Annotated in this window: 12 protein-coding genes; 8 read left to right on the plus strand and 4 right to left on the minus strand. The window is 40.4% G+C overall.

The window, feature by feature from the left end; genetic code table 11:
• Nucleotides 1-176 precede the first annotated feature (176 nt).
• Genes KZ793_RS17210 through KZ793_RS17220 form a run of 3 tightly spaced genes read left to right on the plus strand, consistent with a single transcriptional unit; the run spans nucleotide 177 to nucleotide 3,454 of the window.
• Nucleotides 177-1,199: a glycosyltransferase family 9 protein gene (locus tag KZ793_RS17210; protein ID WP_225816445.1), complete on the plus strand. Its 1,023-nt coding sequence runs from the start codon at nucleotides 177-179 to the stop codon at nucleotides 1,197-1,199.
• Nucleotides 1,180-2,298, plus strand: a complete 1,119-nt coding sequence (locus KZ793_RS17215) for a glycosyltransferase family 4 protein (protein ID WP_225816447.1) — start codon at nucleotides 1,180-1,182, stop codon at nucleotides 2,296-2,298. The genes KZ793_RS17210 and KZ793_RS17215 overlap by 20 nt, the downstream gene beginning before the upstream one ends.
• On the plus strand, nucleotides 2,279-3,454 hold the full coding sequence (locus KZ793_RS17220; RefSeq protein ID WP_225816448.1) for a glycosyltransferase family 4 protein: 1,176 nt from the start codon (nucleotides 2,279-2,281) through the stop codon (nucleotides 3,452-3,454). The genes KZ793_RS17215 and KZ793_RS17220 overlap by 20 nt, the downstream gene beginning before the upstream one ends.
• Before the next feature lie 33 nt (nucleotides 3,455-3,487).
• Here the strand turns inward: KZ793_RS17220 and rfaL are convergent, their stop codons facing one another.
• On the minus strand, nucleotides 3,488-4,705 hold the full coding sequence (gene rfaL / locus KZ793_RS17225) for an O-antigen ligase RfaL (RefSeq protein WP_225816449.1): 1,218 nt from the start codon (nucleotides 4,703-4,705) through the stop codon (nucleotides 3,488-3,490).
• Between the two features lie 119 nt (nucleotides 4,706-4,824).
• Between rfaL and mutM the strand changes: the two genes are divergently transcribed.
• Nucleotides 4,825-5,634, plus strand: coding sequence for a bifunctional DNA-formamidopyrimidine glycosylase/DNA-(apurinic or apyrimidinic site) lyase (mutM, locus tag KZ793_RS17230; protein ID WP_225816450.1), 810 nt, complete (start codon nucleotides 4,825-4,827; stop codon nucleotides 5,632-5,634).
• Between the two features lie 92 nt (nucleotides 5,635-5,726).
• On the opposite strand, the gene coaD is transcribed toward mutM, so the two are convergent.
• The 3 genes from coaD to waaA are packed head-to-tail and all read right to left on the minus strand — an operon-like array spanning nucleotide 5,727 to nucleotide 8,260.
• Complete coding sequence (gene coaD / locus KZ793_RS17235; protein ID WP_225816451.1) at nucleotides 5,727-6,209, minus strand: pantetheine-phosphate adenylyltransferase; 483 nt, start codon at nucleotides 6,207-6,209, stop codon at nucleotides 5,727-5,729.
• Nucleotides 6,209-6,982: a glycosyltransferase family 2 protein gene (locus tag KZ793_RS17240; protein ID WP_225816453.1), complete on the minus strand. Its 774-nt coding sequence runs from the start codon at nucleotides 6,980-6,982 to the stop codon at nucleotides 6,209-6,211. Before KZ793_RS17240 ends, coaD begins: the two co-directional genes overlap by 1 nt.
• On the minus strand, nucleotides 6,983-8,260 hold the full coding sequence (waaA, locus tag KZ793_RS17245; RefSeq protein WP_225816454.1) for a lipid IV(A) 3-deoxy-D-manno-octulosonic acid transferase: 1,278 nt from the start codon (nucleotides 8,258-8,260) through the stop codon (nucleotides 6,983-6,985). It lies immediately after the preceding gene.
• 229 nt (nucleotides 8,261-8,489) lie between these two features.
• Here waaA and rfaQ point away from each other — a divergent pair, with 229 nt between their 5' ends.
• The 4 genes from rfaQ to KZ793_RS17265 all read left to right on the plus strand — a co-directional run bounded on the left by rfaQ (nucleotide 8,490) and on the right by KZ793_RS17265 (nucleotide 13,007).
• Nucleotides 8,490-9,554 carry a putative lipopolysaccharide heptosyltransferase III gene (gene rfaQ, locus KZ793_RS17250; protein ID WP_225816455.1) on the plus strand — a complete coding sequence of 355 codons (1,065 nt, stop codon included), beginning with the start codon at nucleotides 8,490-8,492 and terminating at the stop codon, nucleotides 9,552-9,554.
• Entirely contained in the window at nucleotides 9,551-10,681 is a 1,131-nt protein-coding gene (locus tag KZ793_RS17255) for a glycosyltransferase family 4 protein (RefSeq protein WP_225816456.1), read from the plus strand. The genes rfaQ and KZ793_RS17255 overlap by 4 nt, the downstream gene beginning before the upstream one ends.
• Complete coding sequence (locus KZ793_RS17260) at nucleotides 10,678-11,781, plus strand: glycosyltransferase (RefSeq protein WP_225816457.1); 1,104 nt, start codon at nucleotides 10,678-10,680, stop codon at nucleotides 11,779-11,781. The genes KZ793_RS17255 and KZ793_RS17260 overlap by 4 nt, the downstream gene beginning before the upstream one ends.
• Nucleotides 11,782-12,047: 266 nt before the next feature.
• Entirely contained in the window at nucleotides 12,048-13,007 is a 960-nt protein-coding gene (locus KZ793_RS17265; RefSeq protein ID WP_225816458.1) for a polysaccharide deacetylase family protein, read from the plus strand.
• The last annotated feature ends 60 nt before the right edge of the window (nucleotides 13,008-13,067 follow it).

The following is a 13,067-nucleotide window of genomic DNA, read 5'->3' on the forward strand; positions in this document are numbered from 1 at the left end:
ATTTATTCTGGTCCTTATTCTTTGGTTTATGGTTTTGGGTAATGTCAGCTTATTGATATTGAACTACTTTAAAGTTGATTATTAGTTAAATCACCCTGTTGCGATGAATCGTATGCAAAATGGTTTTTTTGTATATTTTGTTGAATTTTATGGCATATTAATTAGATAATTGTCTTATGCAGCTTAAGAATATTCTGATCATTGTTATAGCACGTTTCGGTGATACCTTATTGGTAACGCCGGTGATCCGTGCTTTAAAACAGAAATGGCCTGGTGCGAATATTGATGTTATGGCTCATAAAAGGACTAAACAGATCCTTGAAAATATAAGTGATATCAATAAATTGACTGCTTTTTCGAAAGGTAAGGCAAAATGGTGTGGTTGGTTTACCTGTAAACATGATGATCTGGCTTTAGTATATAGTGATGGTAAACCTTTATTGCAGTATGCGAAACGTAAATCACGCTTAACAGTTTCATTTTCAGATAAGTCCACGTTGCAATCTGATTGGCTGACTGTGGAAAAACCAAAGACGTTGATGCCAGCTCAACAGGAACGGGCCATGCTTGCTAGTGCGGTAGATGTTGAGGTGAATAACTGGCGGTTGAATTATTGTGTGAGTGAAAAGGAGTTACACTTTGCCGATGGTTTTATACGGCAGTATCATTTAGAAAACAGGCTCCTGATTGGTTTTCAGTTACAAAGTTTCCCGGCAAAAGCTTATCGTGACTGGCCGGTTGAACATTTTTATCGATTAGCGCAATACATTTATAGCCGTTATCCCCATGCGCATATTATGTTATTGGGCAGTACTGACGGTAAAATTGCTGCACAGTCACTGGCAAAAAGGTTAGGGGCTGAAAAGTGTACTTCATTGGTTGGTAGACTGATAATGCGACAAAATGCAGCAATAATGAGTCAACTTGATTTGTACATTGGTGTTGATACAGGGCCGACATACTTAGCCGGTGCATTAGGTATCCCGATGGTTGCTATGTATCATAGTTTCCACCCAGGCCGCTTTTTGGCACCTCAACAGCATTCGCATTTGGTGGTTATTGAACATCCGGTTCACTATATGCAAGCCACACGCAAAGACCCGATGTCTGCAATATCTGTTGAACAAGTCTGGCAGGCAACGCAAAAGTTACTAGAAACTAAGTCATCAGGAAGAAAAGATGAAAATAGGTTTGGTTGATGTCACTGTAACGATGTCTTACGGTGGTATTCAGACGGCAGTCTGGGAACTTGCGAAAGCGTTGACTGATGCTGGTCATGAGATCCATATTTTTGGTGGAAAGGGTGATGTCCAGCCAGAACTCAATGGAAGAGCAATCGAGGTTCACACTTTTCCATTCATTCCCAGAGAGAAAGTGATTAATATTGGTCGACGTTTTCAACGTATTATTGAACGTTACTCATTTGCTCGCCATGCTCGTGATACGGTTGTTACTGAGGATTTTGATTGGGTTATTCTGACTAAGCCATTTGATTTTTTCTGGCCTCGAATGATGCCAAAAGAGAGCCGCACTAAATTTTGCTATATGAGCGGTGGTACCAGTTTTTTCAGGGGTGATAGAAAACTGAGTAAGCGAATTTCAGCTTGGGTGGCATGCAGCCATTTTAATGCCTGGCAGATTCAGCACCATTTTAAACAATTCCCGAAGGTGATTTACAATGGTGTTGATATTAATAAATTCAGGCCGATAGATTCTTCTGTCAGAACTCGTCTTGGGATCAGTGATAAAACATTTTTGCTGACCTTTGCCGGGCGGTTGGTTGGCTGGAAAGGCATGCATGTGGCTATTGATGCAATGGCTCAGCTACAGGATAAAGATGTTAAATTGCTGATCATCGGGTCAGGTGAAGATCTGAAACGTTTGGAAAAGCGGGTTGCGGCATTGCGGCTGGAAAAACAGGTCATCTTCCATCCACCGGTAGGGCATGATCAGTTGCCTGAATATTATGTTGCTGGTGACGCAGGGATTTTCCCAAGTATTGGTGATGAAGCGTTTGGGATTACGATTGCGGAAGCGATGGCGTGTGGTAGACCGGTCATTGCCAGTTATATCGGCGGTATACCTGAAGTTGTCGGCAACGAAAACAATTCGGGTATTTTAGTCACGCCAGGAGATGCTTCTGCAATTGCCAATGCGGTTAATTTTTTATTGTGTCTACCAGACAGGGGGCAAAGAATGGGAAAATCAGCTCGTCAACGGATTGAAACAATGTATACCTGGGAGCATTCGGCAAATCGTTTACTGAAAGCGATAAATAATGAAGATTGCCTATATTGATCCCTATCCGGTTCCTGATTATCGGGTAGCATCATTGCAAATTTTGCAAAATGTTGATGCGTTTGCTCGCCAAGGAGCCTACGTATATCTGGTTACGCCTGAAGGTAAAAATACCGCTGAGGAGATACTGGGACGTTCATTATCACTATCAGCTAGACTGATATCTTTACGCAATATTCGGCGTAAATGGTATTTTCCGTTCAATACCCAAAAAATGTTCTATTTCCAGGTTTCCCATTGGTTGAAGAGAAATGAGGTAAATGCCATTTTCACCCGTAATCTGAAAATGGCAAAATATTTATTATGTGAACATCCAGAAATTCCGCTATTTTTTGAAAGTCATGAGATTTTTGCCCAATCATTTAAAGAGTCGCATGATTTAAGTAAAAATAAAAATCAGCGTAAATATCAGAAGCTGAGAGAAATTGAACACCTTGTTTATCGTCAGTCCAGGATTATTTTCGTTCTGACGTCGTTACTCAGTGATGATATTATTAGTGAATATAATGTCAGCACGCCAATAGTTGTTGCGCCAGATGGTGTGGATATGCTGGCAGTCGAGTCGATATTATTAGATAAACGTGTATCAGCCGACGGTGAATTACCAACCCAGATCCTTTATTTGGGCAGCTTGCATCGTTGGAAAGGTGTTCCTACGGCGATCAAAGCGATGGCTTACCTTGAGAATGCAGTATTGAATATTGCGGGTGGTGAACCAGGGCAAATTCAGCAATTGCGGCAGATTGCTCAGCAAATGGGGGTTGGCGATAAAATCAATTTTCTTGGGTTTATTCAACCTAAATTACGTTTTCAGATAATTGCAAATAATGATATTTGTCTGTTGCCATTAACCAAAACCAGCATTGGCAGTCGCTATACTTCGCCACTGAAACTATTTGAATATATGGCGATGGATAAGCCTGTGGTTATCTCCGATTTTCCTTCGATTCGTGATGTAGCTGATGAAAATGCGGTCAGTTTTGCTGACAGTGAAAATGCGGAGAGTTTTGCTCAACAGATTCAGTTAATAAGAGATAATCCAGAAAAAGTTAAGTCACAAGTCAGTTATGCAAAAATGTTGGTGACAGAGCATTTTAATTGGGAACAGCGAGCGAAGCTTATTATGCAGACAATATCAAAGGATATTTCTGCATAATAATCGGTTTGATAATATAGCCGAGATATCTGGTTAATCGTTTTTCTGCTTATATAGAACGATCATCAGACCGAACAGAATACCTATTTCATTGATATAGGTATTTTCAAAGGCTCCTCGGACAATAAACAATCCGATAAATCCTGTTAGTAGAATAATACTGGCCTGCTTTATTACACCATTGTTACGGCTAATAATATGGCTACCTGTGTACAGAGCTGAAAAAGTCATCAGCAAGGTTGTGATCAAACCGATGATTCCACCGGCAAACCAGAATGCCAGAAAGATATTATGGGGGCCAATGGATGTGCGATATATCCAGTCTGGATAGTCAGCAACTCGTTCATTGTAGACCTTATGATAGACTTTATTGCCATAACCGTAGCCTTTAATCGGGTTTTCTTGAATCAACTCAAGAGCAGACCCTTGTGTGCCATTTTTATAACGATGGCTGCTATCAGTTTGAGTAAGCTTCCAAAATAATAATTTAGTATTTTCATTAGCTATTATCGTAGTGTGAGAAAGCGCAATTGAAAAGCTAAGGATTAAACTCGCTATTATGGTCAGCTTCCATTCCCGATTAATGATGATGATAAAAGCAGTGATGACGGCAATGGCGACCCAAGCACCACGGGCTAAGGTACCTAATAACAAAAACAGACTGATAGCGCAAGCAACAGCCAGTATCAGCCAACTCACCAAGGTATGTTTCTTCCACAATGCCCAAGTACAAAGTAAGACGGGAAAATAGAAAATAAAACCGTAAGAAAATTCTCTGTGGTTGAAGTTGGTAAAAGGCATTTCACCTTTATTGTAGTTAATAATGTATTTACCAATATCAGTTAGACATATTGCCAGCATACCAATGGCAAATGAATACAGAACCATCTTGGCAATACTCTCTTTATCTTCTTTGTACAGTACAACAGGAAAAGTAAAACTGAACAATAACAGCCCATTCAAGATAGGTTTATTCATCTCTTGAAAACTCAATGCGGGATCGACGGAAATCGCCACTGAATAGAACATTGCTACGATGAATAACAGTATGGATAGAAATAGTGAACTACGCATGGAGCACATCACTTGACGAAAATCTGTCACCAAATAGGTTAGTGCTGTAATGCCAATAAGCACGATAACCAGATTTTTATATCTTGTTATATCAGGCAGATAAACCAGGGCTATATAAATCCCAATGATGGATAAATTCCATAATGACCTTTTATCACGACTTTTAATATTAAACATATGTATCAATCTGCTTTCATTTTTGTTGAGTTTGGTTGGAAATAATACATGAAAAGATTATCTTAATCTGCTGAGATGCAATAGAGTTGAAACAATATACATAATTAGGAGTTATTACCATGCCAGAACTACCAGAAGTAGAAACCAGCCGGAGGGGAATAGAGCCACATCTGGTAGGGAATGTGATCCAATATGCGGTAGTCAGGAATGGTCGGTTACGTTGGCCGGTGGCGGAAGAAATTATGAAGTTGAATGACCAGCGTGTGCTTAGCATTCAACGCCGGGCCAAATATTTGCTGATTGAACTGGCAGATGGTTGGATTATTGTCCATTTGGGGATGTCGGGCAGCTTGCGTATCCTGCCGGAGGAGCGCTCTGCGGAGAAACATGATCATGTGGATTTAGTGATGGCGGATGGTAAGGTTTTGCGTTATACCGATCCCAGACGATTTGGTGCGTGGCTATGGAGTGATGACCTCGAACGGTGTTCGGTATTGGCTCATTTAGGGCCTGAGCCACTTTCTGATGATTTTAATGGTTCTTATCTCTATACCCGATCAAGTAATAAAAAAACCTTGATTAAGCCCTGGCTAATGGATAACAAACTGGTTGTTGGCGTCGGTAATATCTATGCGAATGAAGCGTTGTTTACTGCCCATATTCAGCCTGATCGTCCCGCGCATACTTTAACTGAGTGTGAAGCTAATTTACTGGCAGAAACGATTAAGAAGGTTCTACAACGATCTATTGAGCAGGGTGGTACGACACTCAGAGATTTCCTGCAATCTGATGGTAAACCGGGCTATTTTGCTCAGGAATTGTTTGTTTATGGCAGAGTCGGAGAGCCATGCCGAATCTGTGGTGAAAAAATAGAGAGTATTAAGCTTGGGCAGCGCAGTACTTTCTTTTGCCGTCACTGTCAGTATTAGTTGATATCGGATTTAGTTGATATTGGATAGTTAGGGGGAGGCGTTGCATAGGGAATATCTTACCTTGTGCCGCCTCCAGTGAACGGAGTAAATTACTTGCCTAGCTTTTTTAGCATAGCTTGGGCGACAGGTTCTGGCAAGAATGATGAGATATCGCCATCGTGGAGAGCAACATCTTTAATCAAGGATGAAGATATAAACGAGAGATTTTGTGATGGCAGCAGAAAAACGCTCTCTAATTCGGGCATAAAGTGGCGGTTCATATTGGCAAGCTGCCATTCATACTCAAAATCAGATACTGAACGAAGGCCACGGATAAGAATATTTGCTTGTTGTTTTTTTGCAAAATTAGCCATTAATTCACAGAAACCTACCACCTCCACATTATCCAGATGTGAGGTCACCTCTTTTGCCAGGATAATGCGCTCATCCAGAGTAAACATAGGATTCTTTCTGGCACTGTTGGCGATAGCAAATAGAACATGGTCAAACATATCTGCGGCGCGGGTGACGATATCGATATGACCGTAGGTAACAGGATCAAATGTTCCGGGATAAATGGCTTTGGTTTTCATCAATTTTTACCCTTTCGTTGTCTCTTTTCCCACAATGCGACGTATTTATTAAACGTATATTGAGCGTTGACAATAGCCAATACTAACCCTTGTTTACCATCAAGAAAGCCAGCTCGCAACAGCCAGGTTTTAAAGAAAGCGCCAAAAGTGTGACTGAAAATTGAGAAATAACTGCACTGTTTACCTTGTTCATAGCGCTGTTCTGCCCAGGCTTTAGCATAATTTAGCTGTTTTCTCTGAAATTCCATCAAATCACGGCAAGTAAGATGAAGTAAATCTCCTTGCAAAATAACGACTGGAGCGCCATGAGTTTCAAGAGATTCATGAACTTGATTATCATTGTATTGATAACGATCACGGGCGTAGAGACGAATAACCCTATCTGGGTACCAGCCGCTGTGTTTCATAAAGCGGCCAAGGAACAAGTTCCGGCGGGCACAACTGTAGACTTTATTGTGATCAATATGTGCCAGAGTCTGTTCTATGGATGCTCTGAGTTCTGATGTTACGCGTTCATCAGTATCGATCATAAAAATATAATCGCCAGAGGCGTATTGCTGAGCTAGCTGACGCTGACGACCAAATCCCGGCCAGCGAGTATTGGAGAATACTTTTGCACCCATTGCCTGTGCTATCTGGCAGGTATCGTCTGAACTACCAGAATCGAGTACGATGATTTCATCAGCCCAACGGACTGAAGCCAGACAATCTGCTATCAAATCCGCTGAATTCTTAGCGATCATGACAACGGAAAGACGTTTTTTGTCACTCATTCAGTGGCTCCGAGGTGGGAGATAGGGTTCCAGCAGTTTAAGTAGACGTTGAAGAGCCCCCTGATTTTCATGCAGTACTTCTGCTGCGTGGCGGCCATAATACAGACGATAATCTTCGTCAGTCAGTAAGCTGTTGATCTCGGTGAATAAAGAGTGGCTGTCCGTAACGGTAATTAGACCATTAGCCTGATTCAGCTTGGTGCAGATATCCTTAAAGTTAAAGGTATGAGGGCCCATCAGCACTGGAATAGCATGGGCTGCCGCTTCTAGTGGGTTGTGGCCGCCACGTTCAACCAGGCTGCCACCAACAAAAGCCAGATCGGCAATACCATAGAGCAGCATCAGTTCCCCCATCGTATCACCGATAACGACCTGAATATTGGCGTCAGGGATTTTATCAGAACTGCGAAGAATATAGCTGAGTCCGGCTTTCTTTGTTAATTCTTCAGCTTTAATAAAACGTTCAGGATGGCGTGGTACCAGGATCAGCAGCAGACTTGGACATTGTTTCAGTAACTTGCAATGAGCATCTAGAATAATACTCTCTTCTCCATCATGGGTGCTGGTGGCTATCCAGACAGGACGGCGAGCAGCCCATTGGCGCCGTAATGTCACTGCTTTGGCTGCCAATTCAGGTGTTACTGAGATATCGAATTTCAAACTACCAGTGATAGTCAGTTGAGAGCGTTTTAGACCCAGTTCAACAAAACGTTCACCATCTTCCGGATTCTGAGCGGCAATTAAGGTAATGCTGCGCAACATTGTTTTTACGAAACTCGCTACTTTTTGATATCCCTCAGCGGAACGTGCAGACAAGCGGGCATTAGCAATGACCAAAGGAATGTTACGTTGGTGAAGTTGGAAAATCAGATTAGGCCAAAGTTCTGTTTCCATAATAATGACTAATTTTGGATTAACTTGATTGAGAAAGCGCTCCATGGAACCGGGGAGATCGTATGGCAAATAGACGTGATTAACATCATTTCCCAGAGCAGAAAGCACTCTTTCTGAGCCCGTTGGCGTCATCGTTGTCACGGTAATCGGTAAAAAAGGATAGTGATGGCGCAAGGCTCTGACTAAAGGGATGGCGGCCAACGTTTCACCAACGGAAACGGAATGGAGCAGGATGCCTCCAGCGGCAACTTTACCGGCACAGAAACCGTAGCGTTCACCCCAGCGCTGACGGTAAGCAGGGGCTTGGCGACTGCGGAGTAATAAACGCAACCAAATCAGAGGTTGGATAAGGTAGAGAAGTACCTGATATAAACGCAGTAACATTCTATCAAATTCACTTATATAAATTAGCGTCAATAGTATCACATTGCTTCAAAGAAAGTATGAAAATGCGTATGGCTTCTAGGATCTGAACAGAATTGGAGAGGTAAATTAGGGTTTTTGCGTAAGATCGTGCTTCTATTATATATGAAGGTAGAGCGGATTTTTTGCAGCTTCTGCACATAGTTGCGGCAGTTTTCTCTTTTATCTGTATCTTTATACTGGGAATGCAATGAGTAAATTACAAACTCAATTTGACCGTATTCTGATAATAAAGTTACGACATCATGGTGATGTATTATTAATTACACCGGTTATTAATACTCTTAAGGATAATTATCCCGCGGTGGAAATTGATGTTTTACTCTACAAAGAAACTGAACCAATATTGGCTGATTTTTCTGCTGTGGCTAATCTATTTTCTATAGATAGACAATGGAAGAAACAAGGGATTAAAACCCATTTTGGTCATGAATGGAGATTGCTTAAACGATTAAAACATCGTCAATACGACCTGGTTATTAATCTTACTGATCAATGGTATAGTGCATTTGTGACACGATTTACTGGCGCAAAAGTGCGTATTGGGTTTGATTTAGCAAAACGACGCAGCCTATTTTGGAAAAAATGTTTCACAAATCTTGTGCCGACAGAGCATAGTCAGTTTTTGCATATTGTTGAGCAAAATTTGTCAACTCTTTCGCTGTTAAATCTTCCGTTAATCAACACTACAGTGACGATGAGTTACTGCCAGGAGGATAAAGAGGCTGTTTTGGTGCTTCTTGATAAGCATGGTGTAAATCAAAAATATATTGTTGTGCAACCAACATCCCGCTGGTTTTTTAAATGTTGGGATGAAAAAAAAATGAGTGAAACGATTAGTGCACTACAGTCTGATGGTTGGATAATTGTTGTTACCTCCGGGCCAGATCGTAAGGAGGAAGAGATGGTAGAGAAGATTTTATTAAATTGCCCAAAAGAGAGAGTGATTTCTTTTGCCGGCCAATTAACGTTGCCTCAACTTGCAGCGCTGATTGATGGGGCTAATTTATTCATAGGGATGGATTCCGTTGCTATGCATATGGCAGCTGCGTTAAAAACACCTGGTATCGCTTTATTTGGGCCATCAAAATTAGTATTCTGGCGTCCGTGGGAAGCGAAAGGTGAAGTTATTTGGGCTGGTGACTATGGTGATTTACCTGATCCTGATGATGTTGATACTAAAACGGATATACGTTATCTGAATGTCATTCCCAGTGAGATGATTATTGCTGCCGCTCGGAGAAATTTATTATGAAATTAGTACGTCTTGCGATTGTTCGGCAGAAATATCGTCCGGATGGTGGTGCAGAACGTTTTGTCTCCCGCGCCTTACAAGCTTTAGGGAATGAAAATCTGGAGCTCAACGTTATTACGCGTTCCTGGCAGGGAGACATTAATCCTGATTGGCATGTTCATTTAGCAAATCCTCATAAATGGGGACGCATCAGCCGTGAGAGAGGATTTGCCAAAGCTGCCAAAACAATATGGGAAAAAGAGCAATTTGATCTTGTTCAGAGTCATGAACGTATTGCTGGTTGCGATATTTATCGTGCGGGTGACGGCGTTCATCAGCGTTGGTTACAGCAGCGTGCGCGTGTTTTATCTCCTTGGCGAAGCAAATTACTTTTTACGAGTCGTTACCATCGTTATGTGATGGATGCTGAGCAAAAGATGTATTCGGCACCAGAGTTAAAAATGGTTATTTGTAACTCGGAAATGGTAAAAAGGGAGGTCATGACGGATTTTGGGCTTTCTGAGGAAAAAATATCGGTTATTTATAATTCGATAGACAATAAACAATTTTTTCCGGCAACGGAATCTCAGAGAATACAATTAAGGAAAGAACATAACCTTCCCGTACAGGCTAAATGTTTGGTTTATGTTGGTTCGGGGTTTGAGCGAAAGGGATTAAAAGCCGCGATTCAGGCAGTGAGTGCGACTGATGCCTATTTAATAGTTGTAGGGCAGGATAAGGAAGAAAAAAAATATAAGCAGTTTGCCAATTCACAGGGATGTGATGAACGAATCAGGTTTATGGGCGTTCAAAAAAAGACGTTACCTTTTTATCAGCTTGCAGATGGTTTGTTGCTCCCGACCTTATATGATCCGTTTCCAAATGTGATACTGGAGGCAATGGCTTGCGGACTTCCGGTAATAACCAGTACGACATGTGGTGGCGCTGAATTTGTTAACTATGGGAATAACGGGTTTGTATGTGATGCTCTGGCTATTTCAGATATTACGGAAGCGATTCAGAATACGCCTTCAGATCATTTGAATAATAAAATGTCAGAATTAGCGAGAACAGGAATACTCTGTTATACACCGGAACATTTATCACAACAGCTTATTGGATTATACGAAAGGGTGCTCTCATCATGAAAGAACACATATTATTTATCATTGATGGATTACCTGGAGGTGGTGCAGAAAATGTCACTATCCGGCTTTGTGATGGTCTGCAACGGAGAGGATATGCTGTTACGCTGCTCTCTTTGGCAGAGAAGTGTGAATATTCAGTGCCTGGTGGTATTGAACTGATCATTGATGTTGATAGCTACAAAGGGCCTTTTAGAAGACAGACTGAGATTTGCCGTCGGGCTAAATCTATGGATAAAGTTTTAGAAAAAGTTTTTCTTCGTAAGGGAATCCCTTCGTTGATTGTCTCAAACTTGCATAAAACTGATCGCATTGTCGTGAGATCAAAAGTATTAGCGGAATTAAACGTATGGTTTTGTATTCATGGCGTATTTTCAAGCTCATATCTTGGTAATAAAACGGGATTATCTCGCTGGATCAAGAAACAAAAAATCAAGTGGACATACAATAACCAGAATTTAATTTGTGTATCTGATGCGGTAGGAAAAGATTTAGAAAATAATTTGTTACTTACGCCTAATAAAATGGTGACGATTTATAATCCTTTCAATATCCCAGATATTAAAGAAAAATCTCTGCAAAATAACCCCTATTCGGATGAGACCTATTTATTACATGTTGGCAGATTTCACCGGGTTAAGCGGCATGATCGTTTATTGGAAGCGTTTGTTAAAGCGAATATTCCCTGTAAATTATTAATTGTTGGTCACGGAGATGAGGCTATTACTCAACAAATAAAACAGAAGATTGTGGATTTAAACCTACAATCTAAAGTTGTTTTAACCGGATTTCTTGAAAATCCATTACCTGTCATCCGTGGAGCTAAAGCGGTGGTCTTGAGTTCTGACAGTGAAGGATTAGGTAACGTACTGATTGAATCATTGATTTGTGATACCCCCATTGTTAGCACGATGTGTCCCGGTGGCGTTAATGAAATTATGGTTGGTGAGTTGGAAAAATATAAATCAGCACTGACCGTTGATTCGCTTGCAGAGAAAATGGAGTGTGTCTATTATAAACCGCCTGTAATTACAAAGGATATGTATAAGAAATTTGATTTAGATATTATTTTGGCAAAATATCTATCCTTAATGAAGAAGTAAGAGTGGTTATATGCGCTTTTTGAGTATGATTATTTAGATAAATTAATGAATGAAAAAAGTCTCAGAAATTAGGAGAACTTAATAGAAGAAAAAACAACTTCCCTAAAGATCTAACATTTCATAATGTTTCTTATTGATAAGATTAGATATGAAATATGGGATTTAATGAGATATGTAACTGCTATATATATGATAGGATAATTGCACTATTTTATAGATTTGCGTACTATAAAGGCATCATTTTATTCTATTGTAGGCATATTCTGATGACTCGACCTGCATTTATTATCACTATTGATACTGAGGGTGATGACCTGTGGCAAAATCACGGTCAGATCTCGACAAAAAACACCCATTATTTACCAAGATTTCAGAGTTTATGTGAGCGCTTTGGTTTTAAACCAGTTTGGTTGACGAACTATGAAATGGCAATGGATGATTTATACATTGAATTTGCCAAAGATATTATTGCCAGAGGACAGGGGGAAATTGGTATGCATTTACATGCCTGGAATAATCCACCACTTGTTCCTCTTACAGATGATGATATGCGTTATAAACCTTATCTGATTGAATTTCCGAAAGAACAAGTCAGAGCTAAAATTGATCTCATGACTAAATTATTGGAAGACAAACTACAGATTAAAATGTTAAGTCATCGGGCAGGTCGTTGGGCATTTAATGAATATTATGCTGAATTACTGGTGGAATATGGTTATCACGTCGATTGTTCAGTAACGCCACGGGTTAATTGGCGTTTCACCAAAGGTGATCCTAATGGCAAAGGTGGAACTGATTATCGTTATTTTCCATCTTATGCCTATTTTATGGATTTGCAGGATATTACTAAAGAAGGTGATTCTCCTTTGCTGGAAGTCCCTATGAGCATTCAATATAAACATCCTCCGTTGATGAATTTCCTTAAACAGAAATATGACAGCTTACGTGGGAAACAGCGTTCTCCATCTGTTAACTGGCTAAGGCCAAAAGGGGGCAATCTGGAACAGATGAAAAAAGTGGTCCAGCAGACATTAGCAGAAGGTTGTGATTATGTTGAGTTTATGCTGCATTCATCTGAATTTATGCCTGGTGGTAGCCCGACGTTTAAAAATGAAGAACAGATTGAACTACTTTATCAGGATTTGGAGGCATTATTTAACTACTTACAGCCACAGGTTCGAGGAATGACATTAGCTGAATATTATCAATTTAAGACGTCATCATGATTAATAAAATAGAATTAACATAAAGATATTAATAGAGATTCGCTTAATTTTGGGCAGATA

Origin of the sequence: Photorhabdus antumapuensis (assembly GCF_020387775.1) — a bacterium.
In the GTDB taxonomy this organism is placed as follows: Bacteria; Pseudomonadota; Gammaproteobacteria; order Enterobacterales; family Enterobacteriaceae; genus Photorhabdus; species Photorhabdus antumapuensis.

What these genes read in the sequence shown, in the direction of transcription:
- KZ793_RS17210 (WP_225816445.1), top strand. Translation starts at nt 177, where the DNA reads ATGCAGCTTAAGAATATTCTGATCATTGTTATAGCACGTTTCGGTGAT.
- KZ793_RS17215 (WP_225816447.1), top strand. Translation starts at nt 1,180, where the DNA reads ATGAAAATAGGTTTGGTTGATGTCACTGTAACGATGTCTTACGGTGGT.
- KZ793_RS17220 (WP_225816448.1), top strand. Translation starts at nt 2,279, where the DNA reads ATGAAGATTGCCTATATTGATCCCTATCCGGTTCCTGATTATCGGGTA.
- rfaL (WP_225816449.1), bottom strand. Translation starts at nt 4,705, where the DNA reads ATGTTTAATATTAAAAGTCGTGATAAAAGGTCATTATGGAATTTATCC.
- mutM (WP_225816450.1), top strand. Translation starts at nt 4,825, where the DNA reads ATGCCAGAACTACCAGAAGTAGAAACCAGCCGGAGGGGAATAGAGCCA.
- coaD (WP_225816451.1), bottom strand. Translation starts at nt 6,209, where the DNA reads ATGAAAACCAAAGCCATTTATCCCGGAACATTTGATCCTGTTACCTAC.
- KZ793_RS17240 (WP_225816453.1), bottom strand. Translation starts at nt 6,982, where the DNA reads ATGAGTGACAAAAAACGTCTTTCCGTTGTCATGATCGCTAAGAATTCA.
- waaA (WP_225816454.1), bottom strand. Translation starts at nt 8,260, where the DNA reads ATGTTACTGCGTTTATATCAGGTACTTCTCTACCTTATCCAACCTCTG.
- rfaQ (WP_225816455.1), top strand. Translation starts at nt 8,490, where the DNA reads ATGAGTAAATTACAAACTCAATTTGACCGTATTCTGATAATAAAGTTA.
- KZ793_RS17255 (WP_225816456.1), top strand. Translation starts at nt 9,551, where the DNA reads ATGAAATTAGTACGTCTTGCGATTGTTCGGCAGAAATATCGTCCGGAT.
- KZ793_RS17260 (WP_225816457.1), top strand. Translation starts at nt 10,678, where the DNA reads ATGAAAGAACACATATTATTTATCATTGATGGATTACCTGGAGGTGGT.
- KZ793_RS17265 (WP_225816458.1), top strand. Translation starts at nt 12,048, where the DNA reads ATGACTCGACCTGCATTTATTATCACTATTGATACTGAGGGTGATGAC.